The 22,311-nt window shown below is 71.5% G+C and carries 19 protein-coding genes and 2 pseudogenes; 6 read left to right on the top strand and 15 right to left on the bottom strand.

The features are described 5' to 3' along the window. Positions 1–24: 24 nt before the first annotated feature. The gene (locus ACFU95_RS29265; RefSeq protein WP_383833109.1) at positions 25–471 is read left to right on the top strand and encodes a hypothetical protein; all 447 of its coding nucleotides are present in this window, start codon (positions 25–27) and stop codon (positions 469–471) included. 501 nt (positions 472–972) lie between these two features. On the opposite strand, the gene ACFU95_RS29260 is transcribed toward ACFU95_RS29265, so the two are convergent. Beyond that, positions 973–2,247, bottom strand: a complete 1,275-nt coding sequence (locus ACFU95_RS29260) for a glycoside hydrolase family 10 protein (RefSeq protein WP_383833303.1) — start codon at positions 2,245–2,247, stop codon at positions 973–975. Between the two features lie 196 nt (positions 2,248–2,443). Here ACFU95_RS29260 and ACFU95_RS29255 point away from each other — a divergent pair, with 196 nt between their 5' ends. Both ACFU95_RS29255 and ACFU95_RS29250 read left to right on the top strand, forming a co-directional pair. Further along, entirely contained in the window at positions 2,444–3,316 is an 873-nt protein-coding gene (locus ACFU95_RS29255; protein ID WP_383833107.1) for a 3-hydroxybutyryl-CoA dehydrogenase, read from the top strand. A 193-nt stretch (positions 3,317–3,509) separates the two neighbouring features. Continuing rightward, on the top strand, positions 3,510–3,767 hold the full coding sequence (locus ACFU95_RS29250) for a hypothetical protein (RefSeq protein WP_383833103.1): 258 nt from the start codon (positions 3,510–3,512) through the stop codon (positions 3,765–3,767). A gap of 15 nt (positions 3,768–3,782) precedes the next feature. Here ACFU95_RS29250 and ACFU95_RS29245 read toward each other — a convergent pair whose 3' ends face one another. From ACFU95_RS29245 to infC, 10 genes and pseudogenes are all read right to left on the bottom strand, one after another. Beyond that, complete coding sequence (locus ACFU95_RS29245) at positions 3,783–4,328, bottom strand: NUDIX hydrolase (RefSeq protein ID WP_383833100.1); 546 nt, start codon at positions 4,326–4,328, stop codon at positions 3,783–3,785. 96 nt (positions 4,329–4,424) lie between these two features. Beyond that, positions 4,425–5,765: a transcriptional regulator gene (locus ACFU95_RS29240; protein ID WP_383833097.1), complete on the bottom strand. Its 1,341-nt coding sequence runs from the start codon at positions 5,763–5,765 to the stop codon at positions 4,425–4,427. A 256-nt stretch (positions 5,766–6,021) separates the two neighbouring features. Further along, complete coding sequence (locus tag ACFU95_RS29235) at positions 6,022–7,047, bottom strand: PP2C family protein-serine/threonine phosphatase (RefSeq protein WP_383833094.1); 1,026 nt, start codon at positions 7,045–7,047, stop codon at positions 6,022–6,024. A 223-nt stretch (positions 7,048–7,270) separates the two neighbouring features. Then, the gene (pheT, locus tag ACFU95_RS29230) at positions 7,271–9,784 is read right to left on the bottom strand and encodes a phenylalanine--tRNA ligase subunit beta (RefSeq protein ID WP_383833091.1); all 2,514 of its coding nucleotides are present in this window, start codon (positions 9,782–9,784) and stop codon (positions 7,271–7,273) included. Further along, a complete protein-coding gene (gene pheS / locus ACFU95_RS29225; RefSeq protein WP_383833088.1) occupies positions 9,784–10,905 on the bottom strand; it encodes a phenylalanine--tRNA ligase subunit alpha in 1,122 nt (373 codons plus the stop codon). Before pheS ends, pheT begins: the two co-directional genes overlap by 1 nt. Before the next feature lie 146 nt (positions 10,906–11,051). Further along, entirely contained in the window at positions 11,052–12,188 is a 1,137-nt protein-coding gene (locus tag ACFU95_RS29220) for an ATP-binding protein (protein ID WP_383833085.1), read from the bottom strand. A 53-nt stretch (positions 12,189–12,241) separates the two neighbouring features. Continuing rightward, entirely contained in the window at positions 12,242–13,090 is an 849-nt protein-coding gene (locus ACFU95_RS29215; RefSeq protein ID WP_383833082.1) for a TrmH family RNA methyltransferase, read from the bottom strand. Between the two features lie 97 nt (positions 13,091–13,187). After that, positions 13,188–13,571 carry a 50S ribosomal protein L20 gene (rplT, locus tag ACFU95_RS29210; RefSeq protein WP_020938960.1) on the bottom strand — a complete coding sequence of 128 codons (384 nt, stop codon included), beginning with the start codon at positions 13,569–13,571 and terminating at the stop codon, positions 13,188–13,190. A gap of 100 nt (positions 13,572–13,671) precedes the next feature. Further along, the gene (gene rpmI, locus ACFU95_RS29205) at positions 13,672–13,866 is read right to left on the bottom strand and encodes a 50S ribosomal protein L35 (RefSeq protein WP_003977225.1); all 195 of its coding nucleotides are present in this window, start codon (positions 13,864–13,866) and stop codon (positions 13,672–13,674) included. Positions 13,867–13,977: 111 nt separating this feature from the next. Further along, a pseudogene (gene infC, locus ACFU95_RS29200) lies at positions 13,978–14,674 on the bottom strand (translation initiation factor IF-3). Between the two features lie 334 nt (positions 14,675–15,008). Between infC and ACFU95_RS29195 the strand changes: the two are divergent. Beyond that, the gene (locus tag ACFU95_RS29195; RefSeq protein ID WP_062722680.1) at positions 15,009–15,383 is read left to right on the top strand and encodes a DUF1844 domain-containing protein; all 375 of its coding nucleotides are present in this window, start codon (positions 15,009–15,011) and stop codon (positions 15,381–15,383) included. Between the two features lies 1 nt (position 15,384). Here ACFU95_RS29195 and ACFU95_RS29190 read toward each other — a convergent pair whose 3' ends face one another. After that, the gene (locus ACFU95_RS29190; RefSeq protein ID WP_383833078.1) at positions 15,385–16,116 is read right to left on the bottom strand and encodes an SseB family protein; all 732 of its coding nucleotides are present in this window, start codon (positions 16,114–16,116) and stop codon (positions 15,385–15,387) included. A gap of 149 nt (positions 16,117–16,265) precedes the next feature. On the opposite strand from ACFU95_RS29190, the gene ACFU95_RS29185 reads away from it, so the two are divergent. Beyond that, a complete protein-coding gene (locus tag ACFU95_RS29185; protein WP_383833075.1) occupies positions 16,266–17,225 on the top strand; it encodes a serine hydrolase in 960 nt (319 codons plus the stop codon). Here ACFU95_RS29185 and mycP read toward each other — a convergent pair. Both mycP and ACFU95_RS29175 read right to left on the bottom strand, forming a co-directional pair. Next, the gene (gene mycP / locus ACFU95_RS29180; protein ID WP_383833300.1) at positions 17,222–18,385 is read right to left on the bottom strand and encodes a type VII secretion-associated serine protease mycosin; all 1,164 of its coding nucleotides are present in this window, start codon (positions 18,383–18,385) and stop codon (positions 17,222–17,224) included. The two genes, ACFU95_RS29185 and mycP, sit on opposite strands and share 4 nt — an antisense overlap. 80 nt (positions 18,386–18,465) lie before the next feature. Continuing rightward, complete coding sequence (locus tag ACFU95_RS29175) at positions 18,466–20,187, bottom strand: hypothetical protein (RefSeq protein WP_383833072.1); 1,722 nt, start codon at positions 20,185–20,187, stop codon at positions 18,466–18,468. 278 nt (positions 20,188–20,465) lie between these two features. On the opposite strand from ACFU95_RS29175, the gene ACFU95_RS29170 reads away from it, so the two are divergent. Next, entirely contained in the window at positions 20,466–21,668 is a 1,203-nt protein-coding gene (locus ACFU95_RS29170) for an amino acid deaminase/aldolase (protein WP_383833069.1), read from the top strand. Between the two features lie 16 nt (positions 21,669–21,684). On the opposite strand, the pseudogene ACFU95_RS29165 reads toward ACFU95_RS29170, so the two are convergent. Continuing rightward, positions 21,685–22,311, bottom strand: a pseudogene (locus tag ACFU95_RS29165) (hypothetical protein); the annotation flags it as partial.

Below are 22,311 nucleotides of genomic sequence, written 5' to 3'. Positions count from 1 at the left end.
AGCCGTGATGGACGGCCCGGGGGCGTGGCCATCAACCCCATGGAGATCAACGACATGACGCAAGCCATCGGGTCCCGGATTCGCGGCACGGAGCCATCGGCCCGGTACGCCGAAGTGCGACTTCTGCCGTGGGCGGGTTCGGGAGGCAAACCCTGCTATCTCTCCGGAGATGGCTCCGGCGGCTATCTCTCACGGCTCGCGGACAACATGGAAGCGGTACAGCTCGGTTTGGCCGCCGACCTGATCAAGGAAGCCAGAACGGTACTCGACGCACGCAAGTGGACCCCGGGGGAACTCCACCTGCTGGCCGTCCAGCTCACTGAAGCACTCACCGACGTACACCGCGTCGCGGAGAGCCGGGGCGGCCGTCTGGCCGATACGTCATGGACCGACCCCGATGTCATCGACGACACGGACGAAGGCGGCGACGATCAAGACCTTCCGCAGCTCCCGGCCGAGTCATCCGGGTGAGCGTCACCACAGCCATGTCCACTCGGCGCGAGAACGCCGCTGAGGCACCCGTCCCCGTGATCGCTGAGCCGGTTACGCAGTACTGCGGGTGCTGCACCGGCTTCCGTACCATCTGGTGCCCCGACTGCTGCGGCTACGACGGGTGCACCACGTGCCGCCACACCCGGCGCGTGCGTTGCCCCGTGTGCAGCGGTGGCACCTTGCACCCCATCCGGTGGTAGCCGGATGGCTCCTCTCCTTGGAGAGGAGCCATCCACGTCCCCGTGCAGGCATCAGGACGGCTCTACCCTTGCCGTCTCACAACAACCTTGATGGCAGCAGCCCCGGGCTTCCTCCGAGGCAGCGGAGTAACCTCCGCCGGTTCTGCGCGTCGCTGCCGGGGAACTGCCCCAGCTCTGAGCAACGCCCCTCGAATGTGGTCCTGCTCTCGCTCGCTGTGCTGATCAAGAAGCTTGGCCAGCACGGTGTAGGGATCATCGAGTCCCGAGCTACCGCTGTCCGTCATCGCGGCGCCCTCGCTGGCTGCTGGTAGTGATCGGCAACCACGCGGGCCATCGCGCCGATCCGGTCCGCCCCGACCTCCTTCGCAGCGAAGAAGACGTGCCCCCGCACTTCCGGACACTTCGCGGCCAGCGTGAGATGCCGGGAGAGTTCGGCCGGGTCCCGCCACTCGTCAGGCTGCGCCGGATCACCGGCCTTGTACAGCGCCTCACCGACGTACAGCTTCGTCCTGCTGCCCCGCGCCACCTCCGACCACCAGGGCACGAGCACTGCATAATTCGCAGGAACCTGCTGGTCAAGAGGGTGTGCCGACCAGTACAGCTGCGGGCAGATGTAGTCGATCCAGCCCTCGCGGACCCACTTGCGGGTGTCGGCGTAGAGATCGTCGTACGTCTGCACCCCGGCCCGGGTGTCGGAGCCGAGCGGGTCGGTGCCGGCGTTGCGCCACACGCCGAACGGACTGATGCCGAACTCCGTGCCGGGCCGGATCTTCCTGATGCCGGCCGCCATCTCGCGGACCAGCTGGTCGATGTTGTCCCGCCGCCAGTCGGCCCGGACCGCGAAGCCGCCGCCGTAGCGGTCGTAGGCCTCGTCGTCGTCGAAGGTCTGGCCGGCCACCGGATAGGGATAGAAGTAGTCGTCGAAGTGGACGGCGTCGATCTCGTACTTCTCCACCGCGTCGAGCATCGCCCGCTGCACGAAGGCACGGACCTCGGGCAGCCCCGGGTTGTAGTAGAGCTTGCCGCCGTACGACACCACCCAGTCCTCGTGCACCCGGGCGGGGTGCGAAGCGGCCAGCTTGCCGAGGTCCGTGTGGTTGGCGATGCGGTACGGGTTGAACCAGGCGTGCAGCTGAAGGCCGCGGGCGTGGGCCTCTTCGACGGCCGTGCCCAGCGGGTCCCAGCCGGGGTCCTCGCCCTGGGTACCGGTGAGGACCTGCGACCACGGCTCGTACGGCGAGGGCCACAGGGCGTCGGCCGTGGGCCGTACCTGGAGGACCACGGTGTTCAGGTGGGACTTCTCCGCCGCGTCGAGGTGGGCGATCAGCTCGGCGCGCTGCTTCTGCGCGGTCAGCCCCTGCGCGGAGGGCCAGTCCCGGTTCGCCACGGTCGCCACCCACACGCCGCGCATCTCCCGGGCCGCCCGTCGCCGGTCCCGGTCCTTTCCGCCCGCCATGGCGGATCCTGCGGCCATCGCGCCGCCCGAGGCCACGAGTGCCGACAGGGCGGTCACCGTGAACGCCCGTCGTGAGATCCGGGACTTGCGGTGCAGCATCTTCTTCGTACCTCCGTGTGCCGTGGTCAAAGGCCCACCCCGAGACGGATCCGGGCGTACCGGACCATCCCCGCGTCAGCCTTTCATGAGGCACCCGAACGATCGATCAAGCTTCGCCGAAGGTAACGTGCAGGTTTGGAGCAGGCGCCGAACAACGGCGGACCTGCCGCAGTCGTGGATCAGCGAAGGGGACGATGTGACCGGCATCTCCGGAGATATTGCACGCGTCGGCGTGGTGGGCTGCGGCCAGATGGGAGCGGGCATCGCCGAGGTGTGCGCCCGCTCCGGCCTGGACGTGAAGGTCGCCGAGACCACCGGCGAGGCCCTGGAGATCGGCCGTACCCGGCTGCTCAACTCCCTGGCCAAGGCCGCCGAGCGCGGCAAGATCAGCGAGGAGGAGCGGGACGAGACGCAGGCGCGGCTGTCCTTCACCACGGACCTCGGCGAGTTCGCCGACCGTGACCTGGTGATCGAGGCCGTCGTCGAGAACGAGCAGGTGAAGACCGAGATCTTCCAGGTCCTCGACCAGGTCGTGACCCGGCCGGACGCGATCCTGGCCTCCAACACCTCCTCGATCCCGCTGGTGAAGCTGGCGGTCGCCACCTCGCGCCCCGACCAGGTCATCGGCGTCCACTTCTTCAACCCGGCACCCGTGCAGAAGCTCGTCGAGCTGATCCCGGCGCTCACCACCTCCGAGGGCACGATCGCCCGCGCCCAGACCTTCGCCGAGAAGCTGCTCGGCAAGCACGCGATCCGCGCCCAGGACCGCTCCGGCTTTGTCGTGAACGCGCTGCTGATCCCCTATCTCCTCTCCGCGATCCGGATGTTCGAGTCGGGCATCGCCAGCCGCGAGGACATCGACAACGGCATGGAGCTCGGCTGCGCCCACCCGATGGGCCCGCTGAAGCTGTCCGACCTGATCGGCCTGGACACGGTCGCGTCGGTGGCGCAGAGCATGTACGACGAGTTCAAGGAGCCGCTGTACGCCGCTCCCCCGCTGCTGCTGCGCATGGTCGACGCGGGCCGGCTGGGCCGCAAGACGAACTCCGGCTTCTACACCTACGGCTGATTACAGACGGTCAGATTCCGGCCAACCACACGGGCCCGGCACCGATAAGGTGCCGGGCCCGCGTCATTCACACACCGTGTGCGCGCCGGGCCCGCATATGCCCCTCGCACACGCTCCCCACGCGTCCACCAGGCGAGTTCACTTTCCCTGCGCATGCAAGGGATGTGAGACCACTACGGAAAGGAGCGGACTCGTGACCGTCGATCCCGAGCATCCGGTCGTCACTGGAGAACTCGCAGAGTTACGACGTCGTCTCGACGTCGCCTACGCCCGTGTGGAGGGCGGGCTGGCTCTGCTCACCCACCGCACCGAGGAGACCGCCAAGGAGCTCGACGAGCTGAACACCCGGATCAACGCACTGGAACACGCGCGCTGGCCGCTGCCCGCGGTCGCCGCAGTCACCGCCGTGGGTGCGCTCGTCGTGGCGATCTGGCAGGCCGTCGGGCACTAGTTCCGGGGCGTCACTTCAGGGCCGGGCATCCTGACCGAGCCTGAGATGGTGCAGCAGCAGTAACGCGGCCGCCATGTTGGCGGCCGGGACCTCCCCACGGGCGACCATGTCGGGGACGAGCTTGAGAGGCACCCATTCCCGGCGGTCCGACTCGAAGTCGTCCACGGGATGCCCTACGTACTCGCCCTCGTCGGCCCAGTAGATGTGGTGCCGGGCGTCGGTGAGCCCGTTGGAGGGCTCCACGCTCATGAGGTGGTGCAGAGGTCCCGGCCGCCAGCCGGTCTCCTCCTCCAGTTCCCTGGCGGCCGCGCGGACGATGTCCTCGCCGTCCTCGACGACGCCCGCCGCGAGTTCCCACCCCCAGCTGTCGGTGATGAAACGGTGGCGCCACAGAAGGAGGACTTCATTGGCCTCGTTGACCACCGTGGCCACGGCGACCGGCCGCAGCCGTATGAGGAAGTGATCCAGGTGCCGGCCGTCCGGCAGCTCCACGTCTGCCAGGTTGACGGTGAACCAGCGGTTTTCATACACAGTTTGTTCGTTCTGTTTCGTCCACTGCACGGTTCTGCCACCTTCCGTCGAGTAAGTGGCAATATCGCAGCAGGGACTATGAAGGTGTCGGTGTTCGAGTACCGGCCTGCACCGACTTGTAGCGGCCTACAGCGGTACGCGCAGTGCTCCGTCGATGAGTTCGGCGGCCTCGGCCGTGCCCGCACAGCCGTTGCGCACCAGGTGTTCGCGCACCGCCCGGAGTCTGTCGCGCAGGCGCTGGGACTCCATTCCCCGGGCCTGCTCGGCCATCTGCACCGCGATGGCAACCGCCTTGTCCGCGTTGCCCTGACGGAGTTCGATCGTGCTGAGCATGGCCAGCCGGTGCACCCGGCCCCGGTCGTGGGCGGGATTGTCGACGGCCGCCGCGGCGTGCTCCCCCGCCGCCATCAGCTCCCCGAGACTGAGCAGCGCCTCCGCCACCTGGACATTGACCAACCCCGGCTGGACATAGCCGGTTTCGTCGGGTTCGTATCCGCGCCGGATGCGTTCGGCGGCCTGTTCGGCACGACGGATGCAGGACAGGGCACTCGTGCCGTCACCGAGGTGGGCGTACGCCTTCGCCTGCATCGCGTACAGGTCGGAGGCGAGGGCCGGGGTGATGTGCTTGCCGGCGGCCCGCAGCGCGGCCTCCGCGAAGGCGACGGCCTGCCGGAACTCCCGCATGAACAGCGCCTGGTTGACCAGCAGCGCGATCACATACGCGCCGAGTCCCCGGTCCCCACTGGCCTTCGCGAGCCGCAGCGCCTGGTGGAAGTAGCGCTGGGCGAGGCCGTGCGCGTCGGAGTCGTAGGCACAGATGCCCGCGATGGCCACCAACCCGCCCGTCGCCCGGTGGAGTTGACGGCCGGTGGCGTCGGTGTAGCTGCCGCGCAGCAGCGGAGCGGCCTCGGAGTTGAGGAAGCCGACGATCCGGGTGCGGGTCGCCATGCCGCCCGCCTTGCGGTACATCTGCTCGTAGTGGGTCCGGGCGGCACGCAGCATCTCCAGGTCGGCGGGGGTGACCCGGTGCCGGCCACCCCGCGACACGTCGACGTCCTCGGGCGGGTTCTCCCACTCCCAGACGGGCATGACGGCGGGCGTGCCCGTGACCGCCGGGGCGCCCAGGATGTGCGGCCGCTGTTGCTCGTCGGAGCGCCACAGGGCGGTGGCCCGCTCCACGAAGCCGGACAACGAGGTGGTGTGCGCGGCGGACTGCTCACCGGGCACGCCGAGACCGATGTCGTCGAGCGTGACCGTACGGTGCAGTCGGCCGGCGAGCACCTCGCAGATCAGGTCGGGCACCTGGCCGCGCGGCCGCTGCCCCTTCAACCACCGCGCCACGGCGGTGTGTTCGTATCTGAGCGCGAGCCCGCGCGCCCTCCCTGCCTGGTTCACGTGCGCGGCCAGCCCCGCATGCGAGATCCCCGCCTCGTCCAGGATCGCGTCGAGCAGAGTGTTGGGCTGCATATATGCCCCCCGGGTGGCTCGGTGCCGACAGAGTAGTGCGAACCGCTTCACACGGGGTGTGAACGGAGTGCCCGAATCCGCAGCGTGCGCGCGCTGTTGCGGAGAGTTTCCGGCCGGTTGACTGAAATGCCTCGCAAGAGGCCGGCCGGGCCGCCGGCTCCCCCTCGTACAGTGCGGCGGCCCGCTCCCGCGCCGTCCGCCCAGCTGCCTGCCCGACACTCCGTGGCTGGGCGGATGGCGTCTCATCGCCGTCGCGTCAAAGGTGGTTCGTCGGCTGCGGGTTCGTTGTGGCAGGTCGCGTCCCTGGCGGGTGGCAGGCGGGCATCCCTCGATCGTTGCCCAGGACCAGGAGAGCTATGTCGTCCGACTGCCTGCCCCTTGTGTGCCGGAGGACGGCCGTGAAGAGGGTACGCAGGATCGCCTGGGGCGTGATCGGGTGATGTCGTACGCCGATGAGGGCCGCCTGGAGGGAAAAGAACCGGCCTCTCGCGTCCCTCGCGTCCTCGACACCGTCCGTGTACAGGACCAGGGCGTCGCCGGGAAGCAGGGAACCGCAGGGCAGCGGGGTCAGTTCGGCGGGAAGGGGGAAGAGGCCGAGGGGCGGGAGGGGGTCGGCGCGGGCGAGGGGCTCCACGCCCCTGTCGCTCAGCAGATACGGCCAGGGGTGACCGCAGTTGAGGATCGTGATCTCGCCGTCCCTGCCGATCTCCAGCAGCAGGACGGTGACGAACTCCTCGGCATGCTCGTCGTGTGCCCCTTGGCGCAGATGCCGCGCCAGGGCCCGGTCCAGTCTGCCCAGCACCCGCCCAAGGTCGGGTTCGTCGTGCACGGCCTCGCGGAAGCTGCCGAGGACCGCGGCGACGGTGCCGATGGCGGCGATGCCATGGCCGCGCACATCGCCCATCACCGCCCGTACGCCGTGCTCGGTGGCGATGACCTCGTACAGGTCACCCCCGACACAGGCGCTGCGATCCGCGGAGAGCTGGGCGGCGGCGACGTTCAGCCCGCCGATCCGCGCGGGCAGCGGCCGCAGCAGCGCGCTCTGCGCGGCACCCGCGACCTTGCGCACCTGCCGAAGCTCGCGCAGCAGCGCCTGCCGCACATGCACGATGAGCCCCGTGCCCACGGCGAAGAAGACGGCACTGGTGACGACCCGGGCACCGAGGTCGTCGTCCTGCGCGAGCGGACAGGCCAGCTTGTACGAGATCGCCATCGCGCCCCAGGCGGTGGGCAGCCCCCACGCCAGGACCTTGCGGGGAACCCGACCCTTGATGCGGAACATGCCGATGGCCCCCCAATAGGCCCTGACAACGCAGAACGGACCGGCCCCGAAAGGCCGGTCCGATTCTGTCGGGGGATGCCCCGGAAGTACCGGATCACCCAGAGAAGTCACCCTATTGAGTGAGGTGACCGCAACGCGCCCCTTCAGGGGCGCGGGACTGTGTCGATGTGCGGCTCCGCTGCGTGGGCGCGAGCAACCACGATCCCGCCCCCTCTTGGGCGAACTAACCCCGCAGTACAGCCCCCGTACGCTCGCCCGCGAGGGCCACCGCGGCATCCCGAGCCGCCGAAGCCTCGTCCACGGTCAGCGTCCGGTCCCCCGAGCGGAAGCGCAACGCGTACGCGAGCGACTTCTTCCCGTCCCCGAGCTGCTCGTCGTTGACGTACACGTCGAACAGCCGGATCGCCTCGAGGAGTTCACCCGCCCCCTCCCGCAGCGCGGCCTCGACATCGGCGGCCGGCACCGGCTTGTCGACGACGAGGGCGACATCCTGCGTGGCCACCGGGAACGTGGAGATGCTCGGCGCCTGCGGCGCACCGTCGCCGACCTGCTCCAGGGCGTCCAGGTCCAGCTCCATGGCGCCGGTGCGCGCGGGCAGCCCCAGCGCCTTGAGCACCCTCGGGTGCAGCTCACCGGCGTGACCGATGACCCGCTCCCCGCCGTCGGCGGTGATCGCCAGCTCGGCGCACCGACCGGGGTGCCACGGCCCGTACTGCCCGGTCCGCACGATCAGCTCGGCACCGGCTTCCCGCGCGACGACCCGTGCCGCCTCGACCGCGTCGGCCCAGTCGGCCGGACGGCCCTTGCCCCACCAGCCGGCCTGCTCACGCGCACCGGCGAGCACGACGGCGACATGGCGCGGCTGCTCGGGCAGTACGGCGTTCAGCGCGGCGATCTCCTCGTCGGTCGGGCGGCGGTCGACCGGCAGATGCCCGGCGACGCGCCGCTCCGCACGCGGCTGGAAGACCAGACCCGTCTCGAACAGCGCCAGGTCGTGCGAGCCCCGCCCGTCATTGCGGCGCAGCGCACCGAGCAGACCCGGCAGCAGCGACGTACGGAGCGCGGGCTCCTCGTCGTTGAGCGGGTTGACCAGCTTGACGACGCGGCGGGCCGGGTCGTCCGCCGCCAGTCCGAGCTGGTCGAAGACCTGCTCGCTGACGAAGGGGTAGTTCGGCGCCTCGACATAGCCCTCCCCGGCCAGCGCGCGGCCGACCCGGCGGTGCAGCCGCTGGCGGTGGGTCAGCCCACGTCCGGACGGCGGCTTGGGCAGCGTGGAGGGCAGGTTCTCGTAGCCCTCCAGGCGGATGACCTCTTCGGCCAGGTCGTTCGGCTCGAGCAGGTCGGGCCGCCAGGACGGGACGGTGACGATCAGCTCGTCCTGCCCGTACACGTCGCAGCCGATCTGCTGGAGTCGCCGGACGACGGTCTCGCGGCCGTACTCGACGCCCGCGACCTTGTCCGGGTGGTCGGCCGGGACGGTGAGGGTGTGCGGGGCGGACGGCGTGACGACCTCGGTGACACCGGCGTCGGCGGTGCCGCCCGCGAGCAGTACCAGCAGGTCGACCGTGCGCTGGGCCGCTGCCGCGGCGGCCGCCGGGTCGACACCGCGCTCGTAGCGGCGCGACGCCTCCGAGGACAGCTTGTGCCGGCGAGCCGTGCGCGCGATGGCGACCTGGTCGAAGTGGGCGGCCTCGATGACCACGTCGGTCGTCGCGTTCTCCACGTCGTCGTGGTCGGCGATCTCCGTGTGGGCGCCGCCCATGACGCCCGCGAGGCCGATCGGACCGCGCTCGTCGGTGATGACCAGGTCCTCGGCGTGCAGTTCGCGCTCGACGTCGTCGAGGGTGACGAGCCGCTCGCCCTCCTCGGCCCGGCGCACCCCGATGGTGCCGTGGACCAGGTTGCGGTCGTAGGCGTGCAGCGGCTGGCCGAGCTCCATCATCACGTAGTTGGTGACGTCGACGGTGAGCGAGATCGGGCGCATGCCGACCTTCTGCAGCCGGCGCTGGAGCCAGATCGGGGAGCGCGCCTCGGGGCTGAGGCCGGTCACCGTGCGGGCGGTGAAGCGGTCACAGCCGATCGGGTCGGAGACCTGCACCGGGTAGCCGAAGGCGTTGGGACCGGGCACGTCGAGCAGGGCCGGGTCGCGCAGCGGGAGGCCGTAGCCGATGGCGGTCTCGCGGGCGACGCCGCGGATGGACAGACAGTCGCCGCGGTTGGCGGTGACGGCGATGTCCAGGACCTCGTCGACCAGCTCCAGGAGCTCGATGGCGTCCTTGCCGACCTCGGTCTCCGGCGGCAGCACGATGATGCCGTGGGTGCCGTCGTCGCCCATGCCCAGCTCGTTGCTGGAGCAGATCATGCCGTGCGAGACACGGCCGTAGGTCTTGCGCGCGGCGATCGCGAAGCCGCCGGGCAGCACCGCGCCCGGGAGTACGATCACGACCTTGTCGCCGACCTGGAAGTTCCGGGCGCCGCAGATGAGCTCCTGGGGCTCGCCGGTGCCGTTGGCCTGGCCGACGTCGACGGTGCAGAAGCGGATCGGCTTCTTGAACTCCGTCAGCTCCTCGATGGTCAGCACCTGGCCGACGACGAGCGGGCCCTTGAGGCCGTCGCCGAGCTGCTCGACGGTCTCGACCTCCAGACCGGCCGAAATGAGCTTGGCCTGGACGTCACGGCCGGTCTCGGTGGCCGGCAGGTCGACGTACTCCCGCAGCCAAGAAAGCGGGACCCGCATCAGATCTCCATCCCGAACGGCCGGGTGAACCGGACGTCACCCTCGACCATGTCTCGCATGTCCTCGACGTTGTGGCGGAACATCAGCATCCGCTCGATGCCGAACCCGAAGGCGAAGCCGCTGTACTTCTCCGGGTCGACACCGCAGGCGGTGAGCACCCGCGGGTTGACCATGCCGCAGCCGCCGAGCTCGATCCAGCCCTCGGAGGAGCAGGTACGGCAGGGGCGGTCGGGGTTGCCGACGGACTCGCCGCGGCAGACGTAGCACACCATGTCCATCTCGGCGGACGGCTCGGTGAACGGGAAGAAGTTCGGCCGCAGCCGGGTCTTCATGCCCTCGCCGAACAGGGCCTGGACCATGTGGTCCATGGTGCCCTTGAGGTCGGCCATGGTCAGGCCCTCGTCCACGGCCAGCAGCTCGACCTGGTGGAAGACCGGGGTGTGCGTGGCGTCCAGCTCGTCGGTGCGGTACACGCGGCCGGGACAGATCACGTAGACCGGCAGCTCACGGTCGAGCAGCGAGCGGACCTGCACGGGCGAGGTGTGGGTGCGCAGCACGACACCGGAGTCGCCGCCGCCGTCGGAGCCCTCGATGAAGAAGGTGTCGGCCTCGCCGCGGGCCGGGTGGTCCGGGCCGATGTTCAGGGCGTCGAAGTTGAACCACTCGGCCTCGACCTGCGGGCCCTCGGCGACCTCGTAGCCCATGGCCACGAAGACGTCCTCGATGCGCTCCGACAGGGTGGTGAGCGGGTGGCGGGCGCCGGCCGGCAGGCGGTCGTACGGCAGCGTGACGTCCACCGCCTCCTCGACCAGTACCCGCTGGTCGCGCTCGACCTCCAGCTCCGCCTGGCGGGCGGCGAGGCCCTTGTTCACGGCGCCGCGGGCCTGGCCGACCAGCTTGCCGGCGGCTGCCTTGGCCTGCGGGGGCAAAGCGCCGATCTCCCGGTTGGCGAGCGCCAGCGGGGACGTGCCGCCGGTGTGGGCGACCTTGGCCTCCTGGAGCGCTTCGAGGGAGTCCGCGGCGGCGAAGGCGGCGAGCGCCTCGTCCCGCATGCGCTCGATCTCTTCCGGTTTCAACGCCTCGACCTCGACAGGGTCGTACGACTTATTCGGTGCCGACATCTCTTCCCGTGCTTCCGGTTGGCTGGCTGAAGTGCCCCGTCTCGACCTGGAGACGATCCGTCTCTGGTTTTGGACGCAAAGGTGCCAATGGCCGAGTCTAACGGGGTTGGGGTAAGCGAATGCGCCCGTGGGGCTCGGTCCGGGTCTCAGGTGAGATACGCCGGTGCCGCCACGGGCAACGTAAATCGGAACTGCGCGCCGCCGCCGGGGGCGCGGCCGACCTCGATGGCACCGCCGTGTGCCTCGACGATGCCCTTGACGATGTAGAGCCCGAGGCCCGTGCCGCCGCGCTTGCTGCCCCGCCAGAAGCGGGTGAAGACGCGGTTCATGGACTCCTCCGGGATGCCGGGCCCCTCGTCGCTCACCGTGACCGACGTGCCGGTGTCCTCCCCCTCGCGGGGGGACGCGGTGGCCGTGATGTCAATGGTGACCGTTCCGTCGCCGTGCCGCACCGCATTTTCGATGAGGTTGCTGAGCACCTGGTCGATCTTGTCGGGGTCGGCCCACAGGTCGGGCAGCGGCTGCTCGATGCGCAGCAGGAACCGGTCGGCGGGCTGGCCGGCGGCGACGTACGCCTGGATGTGCCGCCCCACGGCCGCGCCGATGTCGACGGGCTGGCGGCGCACCTCCAGCCTCCCGCTGTCGATCCGGGAGATGTCGAGCAGCTCGGCGATGAGCCGGGTGACCCGGTCGGCGTCGGCGTCGACGGTCTCCAGCATCAGCCGCTTCTGGTCGTCGGTGAACCGTGCCCACTTGGCGAGGAGGGTGGCGGTGAAGCCCTTGACCGAGGTGAGCGGCGAACGCAGCTCGTGCGCGACGGTGGCGATCAGTTCGGCGTGGCTGCGCTCGGTGCGCCGGCGGGCCTCGGTGTCGCGCAGCGAGACGACGACGCGGCGGACGGGGCCGGTCGGCTCGGCACGGACGTACCGCACCGAGACGAGCACCTCACGCCCGCCCGGGAGGAGCAGATTGCGCTCGGGCTGCCGTCGCCGGATGGCGAGCCCGCCGTACGGGTCGGTCAGCTGCCACCAGCGCCGCCCCTCCAGGTCCTCTAACGGCAGGGCCTTCTCCAGCCGCTGCCCGAGGGCGTCGGCGGCGCGGACGGCGGTGATGCGCTCGGCGGCGGCGTTGAAGCACACGACGTGCCCCTGCTCGTCGGCGACGACAAGGCCGTCGGGCAGGTCGTCGGGATCGATGCCGAGCCCGGCCGGATCACCGGGCCGGGACGCGGACGGCCGCTGCACCTCCCGTGCCCCAGGTGCGCTGCTCGTGCCGACACTCATCCCCGTACCCCACCTCTCACGACGGCTTTGGGGCCCCCGAGCTGGTCACCCTACTAGCTCTCGGTGACGGTGCGGCACCCTCCGGAGGCGCGCTGTGCACGGGCCGACGCATAGAGACATACGGCGGCGGCGGTGGCGAGGTTCAGGCTCTCGGCCTTCCCGTGGATCGGGACGCGCACGACGGCGTCGGCCAGCGCGCGGGTCTCCTCCGGAAGCCCCCAGGCCTCGTTGCCGAACACCCAGGCGGTGGGCCCGCCCATGCTCCCCTTGTCGAGCTCGTCGTCGAGATCGTCCGTCCCCGCCCCGTCGGCGGCGAGGATCCGCACCCCGGCGTCCTGGAGCCCGGCCACGGCCCGCTCCACGGGGATCCCGACGGCGACGGGCAGATGGAACAGCGAGCCGACGGAGGCCCGCACGGCCTTGGGGTTGTAGAGATCGACGGAGGCGTCGGTCAGCACGACGGCCTCGGCCCCGGCGGCATCGGCGCACCGCAGCACGGTGCCGGCGTTCCCGGGGTCCCGCACATGGGCGAGGACGGCCACGAGCCTGGGCCGGGCGGCGAGGATCTCCTCGAACGGGGTGTCGATGAACCGGCAGACACCGACGAGCCCCTGCGGTGTGACGGTGGTGGAGATGTCGGCGATCACCTGCTCCGCGGCAAGGTGCACTCGGGCGCCCGCGGCCCGCGCCTCGCCGATGATGTCGGCGTACCGTTCCGCGGCGTCCGGCGTGGCGAACAGCTCCACCAGGGTGTCCGAGTGCCCGGCCGCTTCCCGCACCGCCTGCGGTCCCTCGGCCAGAAACAGCCGCTCCTTGCCCCGGAAGTTCCGCTTGCCGAGCCGCCGGGCGGCCAGGACTCGGGGGGAACGGGGGGAGATCAGCTCGGGGGCGCCGGAAGGCATGGGGCTCACTTTCAAGGGATCTTTCCGCCAACACAACGGACCCGCGGGTAAAACCCACGGGTCCGTTCAGTCACGTCGGTTCAACCGAGCGCAGTGGTCACGCAGCCTTGGGCGCGTTGACGTCGCTCGGCAGCGCCTTCTGGGCGACCTCGACCAGCGCCGCGAAGGCGTTGGCGTCGTTGACGGCCAGCTCGGCGAGGATCTTGCGGTCGACCTCGACGTTCGCGGCCTTCAGACCCTGGATGAAGCGGTTGTACGTGATGCCGTTGGCGCGGGCAGCGGCGTTGATGCGCTGGATCCACAGCTGGCGGAAGTCACCCTTGCGCTTCTTGCGGTCGTTGTAGTTGTAGACCAGCGAGTGGGTGACCTGCTCCTTGGCCTTGCGGTACAGGCGCGAACGCTGACCGCGGTAGCCGGAGGCCGCCTCGAGGATCGCCCGGCGCTTCTTGTGGGCGTTGACTGCCCGCTTGACGCGTGCCACTTTTAACTCCTTGTAGCGGGGCCGTGGTTGGACTCACACGGCCCGGTATCGATTGGGTCCCGGTCCAGACGTACGGCGCTCGGTCGAAGCGCCGCGTACGTCACTTGCCGAGAAGCTTCTTGATCTTCGCGGCGTCGCCCGGGGCCATCTCGGCGTTGCCGGTCAGGCGGCGCGTCACGCGGGACGACTTGTGCTCGAGCAGGTGGCGCTTGCCGGCGCGCTCACGGAGCACCTTGCCGGAGCCGGTGATCTTGAAGCGCTTGCTGGCACCGCTGTGCGACTTGTTCTTCGGCATAGCGCCGTTCTCTCCTCGTCGGTGGCGTTCCGGTGCCCGGTCGTGAAACCGGGCACGGTGGAACGTCGCTCTTTGTATCGGTTACGTCCTGGGGACTCGCGTCCCCCGGGATCACGCCTCGGCGGAAGCCTCGGCAGAGACCTCGGTCTCCACGGCGTCGGACTCCGCGGCGCCCTCGGACTCCGCGGCGTTCTGCGACTTGCCGGGGTTGGCCTTCGCGTCGGCCTTGCGGGCTTCCTGCGCCTGGCGGGCCTCGGCCATCGCCTCGGTCTTCTTCTTGTGCGGACCGAGAACCATGATCATGTTTCGGCCGTCCTGCTTCGGGTTCGACTCCACGAACCCGAGGTCCTCGACGTCCGTCGCGAGACGCTGCAGCAGTCGGTAGCCCAGCTCGGGCCGGGACTGCTCGCGACCACGGAACATGATCGTGATCTTGACCTTGTCGCCCTGCTTGAGGAACCGGACGACGTGACCCTTCTTGGTGTCATAGTCGTGCGGGTCGATCTTCGGCCGGAGCTTCATCTCCTTGATGACCGTGTGCGCCTGGTTCTTGCGCGCCTCACGGGCCTTCATGGCCGACTCGTACTTGAACTTCCCGTAGTCCATGAGCTTGCAGACGGGCGGACGGGCGTTCGCCGCGACCTCGACCAGGTCCAGGTCGTACTCCTGCGCAAGCTCCAGTGCCTTGGCCAGCGGGACGATGCCCACCTGCTCGCCACTGGGACCGACAAGTCGCACCTCGGGAACGCGAATCCGGTCGTTGATGCGGGGCTCGGCGCTGATGGATCCTCCTCGGTTAGCACCACACGGCGGTCTGGCGGACAGCCGCGTATGTCTTTTTCATAAGACCTAACCGCGCCGAAGCACAAAAAATGCCCCGGACGATCACAGGCGGGGCTCCAAAACACTGCCGGAGCACCGCCGCGATGACGCGGGGCGCGATTTCGGGCGACTCCATCGTCCGTACGGAACGATGGTGGCCGCCTGACCGGGTGACCCGCCGCCCCGGAGGACGGTCAGGTGGGAAGTCGGAGCCTCCACTTGTGGGCTGGGCAGTAGCTGTCCAGCCGGTCGTTACACAAGGTTAGCAGCTACCCGGGGGTGGTGCTAATCCGTGTACACCGGGGCCTATCGTGTGGGACATGAGTGACACCCCTGCCGAGTCCGCCGAGTCTGCCGCGGGCCCCGACTTCGACGAGATGACCCGCGACATCGCCGAGGTCCCCGCCGTCGAGGTGATCGTGACGGTCGCCGTCAACCTGATGAGCGCCGCCGCCGTGAAGCTCGGTCTGACCGAGGAGGGCGACAAGCACAAGGACCTGGACGAGGCCCGCAAGCTGGTGCACGCCCTCGCCGGTCTGCTGGACGCCAGCACGACCGAGATCAGCTCCTTCCACGCGGCGCCGCTGCGCGACGGCCTGAAGTCGCTCCAGCTGGCCTTCCGTGAGGCGTCGATCGTCCCGGACGAGCCCGGCCAGGGACCGGGCGAGAAGTACACCGGCCCGGTCTACGGCTAGCTCATCCTCGTACATACAGGGGCTCGCCCGGCGGCGTCGTCCCGGCCGGCAGCAGTGCCAGGTCGAGACCGCGCACCAGGCGGGCCCTCAGTGTCTCGTCCGCGGCCAGCCGCTCGGCGACGGCGCGGGCGGCCCGGGCGGGTGCGGCGGACCCGTCCAGCACGAGGGCGAGGGTGCCGTCGGCCTGCCCCGGCCCGAGGTGGGCGCTGAGCACGGAGGACTCGGCGACCACCGCGGCCCGCACCGCCGCCCGCACCGCCGGGTCGGCCAGCGGGTCGGTCGTGGTCCGGCCCTCGGCCAGCGCGAGCAGCGAGCGGCCCGTCAGCTCGTAGGGCACCGGCCCGGCCAGGTCCAGCACGATCGTGTCCGCCTTCTCGTGCGCCGCGGCCTGGAGGGCCTGGTGCAGCGGTACGGCGACGGGGCGGGCCGCCGGGTCCCAGCGGGCGAGCGAGTCGGTGGACGTGAAGGCGGGCAGAGCGACGCGATCGCCGGCCTTGAGGGTCGGTACGGCCATGTCGCTGGTCTTCTCGCGGCGCAGCCCGTTCTCGTCCTCCTCGACCTCGCCGAGCACGGCCACGACGGGGACGAGCAGCCGGGCCTCCTTGAGGGCCTCCAGGACCGGGCCCTCGGCCGTGCGGTCCTCCGCCCAGGCGGCGAGCGCGGCGCTCAGCCGGGGGGAGGCGGAGCCGTCGTCGTCGGAGAAGGGAGAGTCGGGAATGTTCTTGTTCGCCACGGTCACCGACCCTATCGGGGGGATGCTGCTGCGCTTGTGCGGGCCCGGAAACCCGGCTGTGACGCGTTTCACCGGAATCTCAGATTTCCCTGACGCACATCTAACGTCCGTCTAACCGCCCGCACAGTCGCCGCCCCGACGATCGCGGCATGGAGTCCTCCAGAGCCCGCCGCGGCCGCCGCGCTCGTGCGACCGGATGCCGCTCGCTGCTGTACGGCGCTCTCGCCACCGTCGCCGTTCTGGGGGCCACGGCCGCCGGGACCGTCTACGTGCAGGCGCGGGCGCACTCCGGGACGGGCGCCGTATCGTCGGCGGCGACGCCGTCGGCGAGCGAGGAGGCTTCGGTGGAATCGGTGGCGCGGCCGACGGTGGACCACGACGAGCTGCTGGCGACGGCCATGGAGGCGGTGGACGTCCCCGAAGGCGTCGAGGTGGCGGTGGCGGTGCTGGACATGGCGTCCGGCGCGAGCGCCTCGTACGGGGACGGTGTCTTCGACACGGCGAGCATCGTCAAGGTCGACATTCTGGCGGCGCTGCTGCTTCAGGCGCAGGACGCGGGGCGGCGGCCGACGGCGACGGAGAGGTCGTACGCCACCGCGATGATCGAGAACAGCGACAACGCCTCCGCGTCGGAGCTGTGGCGGGCGATCGGGCAGGCGGAGGGGCTGGACGCCGCGAACGAGCGCCTCGGGCTCACGGGGACCGAGGGCGGTGACGGGATGCTGTGGGGGCTGACGCAGACCACCGCCGCCGATCAACTCCGGCTGCTGCGGCAGGTGTTCGGGGAGGACTCGGAGCTGAGCGCCGCCTCGCGGGCGTATCTGGGCGGGCTGATGGGACAGATCGCCGTGGGCCAGCGGTGGGGGGTGTCGGCGGCGGCCGACGGCTCCGGGTGGGCGCTGAAGAACGGATGGCTGCCGCGTACGGCGACCGGGCTGTGGGACATCAACAGCATCGGCCGGGTCACGGTCGACGGCCGCGACTGTCTGGTGGCCGCGCTGTCGGACGGCAACTCGACGCAGGCGGCGGGGATCGCGCTGGTCGAGGCGGCGTCGGTGGCGGCGGTGTCGGTGTTCGCCGCGCAGGACGCGACCGCGGCCGTTTCCTAGAAGTCTGGGCGTGCGCGTCGGCCGCGCCACAGTACGACCGCCCACACCAGCAGGAGGGCACCGGCGCCGCCCGCGAGCGGGGCGGTCCAACCGGAGGCGTCGTCCCCCGACTCGGCGGCGTCAGGGCCCGCGCCGAAGTACTCCTCGCCGTAGGCCGCCGGCTTGAGGTTCTCCCGCTCCGTGCGGGCGGCCTCCTTGATGGCGGCGGCCGGGTCGATGAAGCCGTAGCCGCGGGAGTCGTCCCTGCCGTCGGCCGGGGGGTTGCGGGCCGTGTCCTCCAGGAGCTTCTTGATCTGGGCCGGGGTCAGGCCGGGGTGGGCGCCCTTGACCAGGGCCACCGCGCCGGACACGAACGCGGCGGCGGCGCTGGTGCCCCAGCCCTCGTAGTACTTGTGGTCGGGGTCGGCGATGACGACCTTGTCGCCGGGGGCGCTGACCGTGGCGTACCAGCGGCGGGTGGAGAAGGAGGCGCGGGTGCCGAACTTGTCGACGGCGGTCGCGGCGATGACGCCCGGGTAGGCGGCCGGGTACGAGATGTGGTCGCCCTTCTCGCCGCCGTTGCCGGCCGAGGCGACGACGACGGCGCCCTTCTTCAGCGCGTACTGGACGGCCTCGTCCTCGCCGGCTTCGGGGTGGGCGGACTTGGAGTCGTCGCCGAGGGAGAGGTTGATGACGTCGGCGCCGTGGTCGGCGGCCCAGCGGATGCCTTCGGCGAGCGCGTTGCCCCGGGTGCTGCGGGCCTTGGAGCGCGCGGGGTCGCCGTCCTCCAGGATGACGCGGACGGGGAGGATCTTTGCCTCGGGGGCGATGCCCATGACGCCGTCGCCGTTGTCGGTGCCGTGTCCGTGGCCGGCGATGATGCCGGCCATCGCTGTGCCGTGCCGGGCCCAGGCGCGGTCGCCGCGTTCGGCTCCGAAGCCGACCATGTCCTTGCCTTCGAGGACGTTGCCGGCGAGGTCCGGGTGGTCGCTCTCGACGCCGGTGTCGAGGACGGCGACGGTGACGCCCGCGCCCTTGGTGGTCCGCCAGGCCTCTTCGGTGTGCATGGCGTCCAGGGCCCACTGCTGGGCACGTATGGAGTCGGCGTGCGCGGCGGTGGACGGCAGGACGGCGAGGCAGGCGCCGAGCAGGACGGCGAGGGGGCCGGTCGGCCGGGTCATGAAGGTCTTCACAGCTCTGGTCACGGCGCCGGGCGTCGCACTGTTCACCCCGGGGTGCGGGGCGGGGCTCATGCCGCTGTTCATGACGACTGCTCCGTGGACGGGCCGACGTTCTTGCGCAGGGCGCGTTCGACGCGGTCGGCGAGGCCCTGTGCCTCGTGGCCGAGGCCGGCCTGGGCGACGGCCGTGGTGTCGCCGGACCGCATGGCCTCCTCGGCGGGCTCGGGCTCGTCGACGGTGCGGCCGTCGGCCCAGCCGGAGACCGCGTAGACGACGACCGGGGCGTCGGTCAGGACGGAGATGGTCCAGGAAGCGCGCTGTTCGTCGCCGAATCCGGCGGCCAGGGTGCCCTTCGGGGCGTAGGGGCGGGGCATCAGGTCCGTACGGCGGTCGAGGCCCTCTTTGGTGACGCTGGTGTCGAGTGAGCGCATGGCGGCGGCGTCGGCGTCGGTGAAGAGCAGGCCGACGGTGGTGACGTAGCTCTGGGTGGCGTCGATGTAGGTGGCGCGCAGGAGCCGTTCGCAGCCGACGGGGGCGAGGGTCCTGCGCAGGAGCGGGTCGAAGGCGCTCGCGCAGCCGGTGTCCGGGGCGACGGCGATCCGCGTCCAGACCCGGTCGGCGCCGCCGGGTCCGGCACCCTGCCCGGTCACGCTGGGCGGGAACAGCTGGTCGACGGGGATGCTGTGCCACAGGTTTCCGGCCGCGGCGAAGGTGTCCTGCGCGTCGCCGTCGCCCGAGTCGCCGATCAGCCAACTCCCGGTCGCGGCCCCGCCGATGAGTCCCAGCCCGAGCACGACACAGGCGGCCGCCGCGGCGATCCGCGGGCGGAAGCGCCCGCCGAGGGGCCGGGGTCGCGCCTGCTCGTCGTACCCCTCGGGCTGCCCGAACGACACAACGGGCCGCCCGCTCCCCGGAGCCCCGCCCGGCGCCATCGGGGCGCTCCAGGAGAGGGACGGGTCGGGCGCGAACGCGGCGGTGCCGTGGCCGTGCGGCGAGTGGTCGGCGGTGCGGGAGGGTCCGGCGGGCGCCCGGCCCGTGTACCCGGGGGCCACCGGTCCGTCACCGGTCGCGGGCTCGCGCACGGGTCGCTGCGGGGGCAGCGGGACGGAGGCGGGGCGACGAGGCGGCTCGGCGGGGGCGGAGCCGGGGCGGGCGGCCGGCTGCGGGGGCATGCCCACGGCGCCCCGGGCGGGTGGGGTGGCCGGCTGCGGGGGCGGACCGGGAGTACCCCGCGCGGGCCCGGTGGCCTGCTGCCGAGGCAGACCGGCGGATCCCTGCGCCGGACCGGAGCCGGACCGTGCGGGCGCGCCCGTCGGGCCCGCTGTGGTGGGCCGGGGGTTGCCGGACCCGGGGGCCGGGGCCGCCGGGATCGGCCGGAGGCGGAAGGTGGTCTCCGCCGCAGTCTCGGCGGGGGCGCCCGGACGGCGGGGCGGCGAGGGCCGGTCGGCCGGGCGGGGCGGTGTGCCGCCGGTCGCGGGCTGGGCGGCGCTGTGGCGGTGGGGCGGTCCGCCGCTCTCCGCCTGCCCGGCCGAGGGCGGCGCGTCCGGGAAGCGGGCGGACGCCCGGGGCGGTGGCGGAGCCATGGGTGCGCTGTCTTCCGAGGTCGGGACGCGCAGGTCCGGGAGGGGCTGCGCGCCGGAGGCGGCCAAGGAGCCGGGGGTGTCCGTCTGCCCGCCTCGCGCGTCGTCGGGCGGCAGCGGGTCGGTGGGTCTCGGCGGGGTCGCGGGGCGGGGCGGGAGGGAAGGCGGTGGGGGTGTTCCCGGGCGTGGGGGGATGGGGGCGCGCCGCGCTTCCGTGCTCATGCACCCCCCGTTTCCTCATGTCCCGGGCCCGATCCCGTACGCGGGCCGTTGTTCCGTGTTCCCCGCCCGGCCCGGCACGGACTCGTCCGACCAGGCACGCATACCCGCACCGGAGGAGCGTCATCCCGGCGGGATGTGCGCCCGGGAACGTTCCCCACATGCGTGCGCGTCACTCTACGGGTTGACCCCGGGCGAACGGGAACCAGTCCTGGACCCCGTGTGCATCTGCCCGGAACATCCCCCTACCCTGCGGTAATCCTGCATGGCAGGCTTCGTTCATGACTGCGCGCGCCGCCGACCGGGCCCGTTACGACCGGGCCACCGCCCATCTCGACGCCCCTCTCGCGATCGTGGACCTGGACGCCTTCGACGCCAACGCGGACGATCTCGTCCGCCGGGCCGGAGGAAAGCCGATCCGTGTCGCCAGCAAGTCCGTGCGCTGCCGGGCCCTGCTCGAACGCGTCCTCGCGAAGGACGGCTTCGCGGGTCTCATGTCCTTCACCCTCGCCGAGTCCCTGTGGCTGGCGCGCTCCGGGTTCGACGACGTCATGCTCGCCTACCCGTCCGCCGACCGGGCCGGTTTCGCCGAGCTGACGAGTGATCCCAAGCTCGCCTCCGCCGTCACCGTGATGATCGACGACCCGGCGCAGCTCCGGCTGATCGACGAGGCCCGGGACGGCGGGCGGGAAGTGGTGCGGGTCTGCCTGGAGTTGGACACCTCGCTGAAGCTGCTCGGCGGGCGGGTGCGCGTCGGCGCCCGGCGTTCGCCGTTGCACTCCCCCGGGCAGGTCGCCGACATGGCCCGGTTCGTCGCCGGGCGGCCGGGGTTCGAGGTGGTCGGGATCATGGCCTACGAGGGTCATATCGCCGGGGTCGGGGACTCCGTGGCGGGGCGGCCGCTGCGGTCGCGGGCCGTGCGGCTGATGCAGGCCGCCGCCCGCCGGGAGCTCGCCGAGCGGCGGGCCGAGGTGGTGCGGGCGGTGCGGGCCGTGGCGCCGGGGCTGGAGTTCGTCAACGGCGGCGGGACGGGCAGTGTGCAGTTCACGGCCGCCGAGGACTGCGTCACGGAGATCGGGGCCGGGTCGGGGCTGTATGTGCCGCGGCTGTTCGACAACTACACGTCCTTCAGCGGGCGTCCGGCCGCGCTGTTCGCGCAGCCCGTCGTGCGCCGGCCGGGGGTCGGGGTGGTGACCGTCCTGGGCGGCGGGTATCCGGCCTCGGGCGCGGCGGGACCCGACCGGCTGCCGGTGCCGTATCTGCCGGAGGGCCTGCGCTACGACCCCCAGGAGGGGCCCGGTGAGGTGCAGACGCCGCTGATGGGCTCCCCCGCCGACGATCTGCTGCTCGGCGACAAGGTGTGGTTCCGGCATGCCAAGGCGGGTGAGCTGTGCGAGCGGTTCGACACGCTGCATCTCGTCGAGGGCGACGCGGTGACAGCGGCGGTGCCGACGTACCGGGGCGAGGGCCGAACCTTCCTGTAGCCACGTCCCGCGTCGCTCACTGCGACGTGGACCGGATGCCCTTGGTCAGGAGGTCCATGTCGGCCAGTGGCGGCCCGTCCTCGCCCGCGTCGAAGACGTAGCGGACGATGACCGGCGCCTCGGTGCCGACGCGGGACGGGAAGGCGAGTGACTGGACGTAGCCGCCCGGTCCCTCGGCCGTCCTGACCCGCCAGCGCACGAGGTAGCCGGCGCGGCCCGCCACCTGGGCCGGGCCGGACCTGACGACCTGGTGTGACTCGATGCCGCCGAAGGGGCGCCGGCCGATGCCGTCACGGTGATAGGCGTCGTCGGCCGCGTCCTGGATGTCGGCCTCGGCGAGGGCCTCGGGGGAGGTCCCGTCGCCCGCTGCGGCCGTGCGCGAGCTGACCTTGCCGTGTCGGCAGTAGCCGCGGTCGCCGGGGCATTCGTAGGTGCCGTCCGTGGTCATGAGGATGTCGGCCTCGGTGGCGTTCCGCGGCCTGACCCAGCCGGTGAGCAGCGGCAGGGTGATGCCGTTGAGCTGGTCCACCACGACGGCCGGGTCGTCGGCGGAGGGCTCCGAAGTGGACTCGGACGGGGTGGGGGTGGGCGGGTCGGTGGCCGGCTCCGGGGGTGTGGACTGCGAGGTGGCGAGCGTGGGTGC

Origin of the sequence: Streptomyces sp. NPDC057623, assembly GCF_042800355.1 — a bacterium.
Classification (GTDB): Bacteria; Actinomycetota; Actinomycetes; order Streptomycetales; family Streptomycetaceae; genus Streptomyces.
Note: the sequence above shows the minus strand (reverse complement) of the source record. Positions and strands in the feature narration are given on the sequence as shown.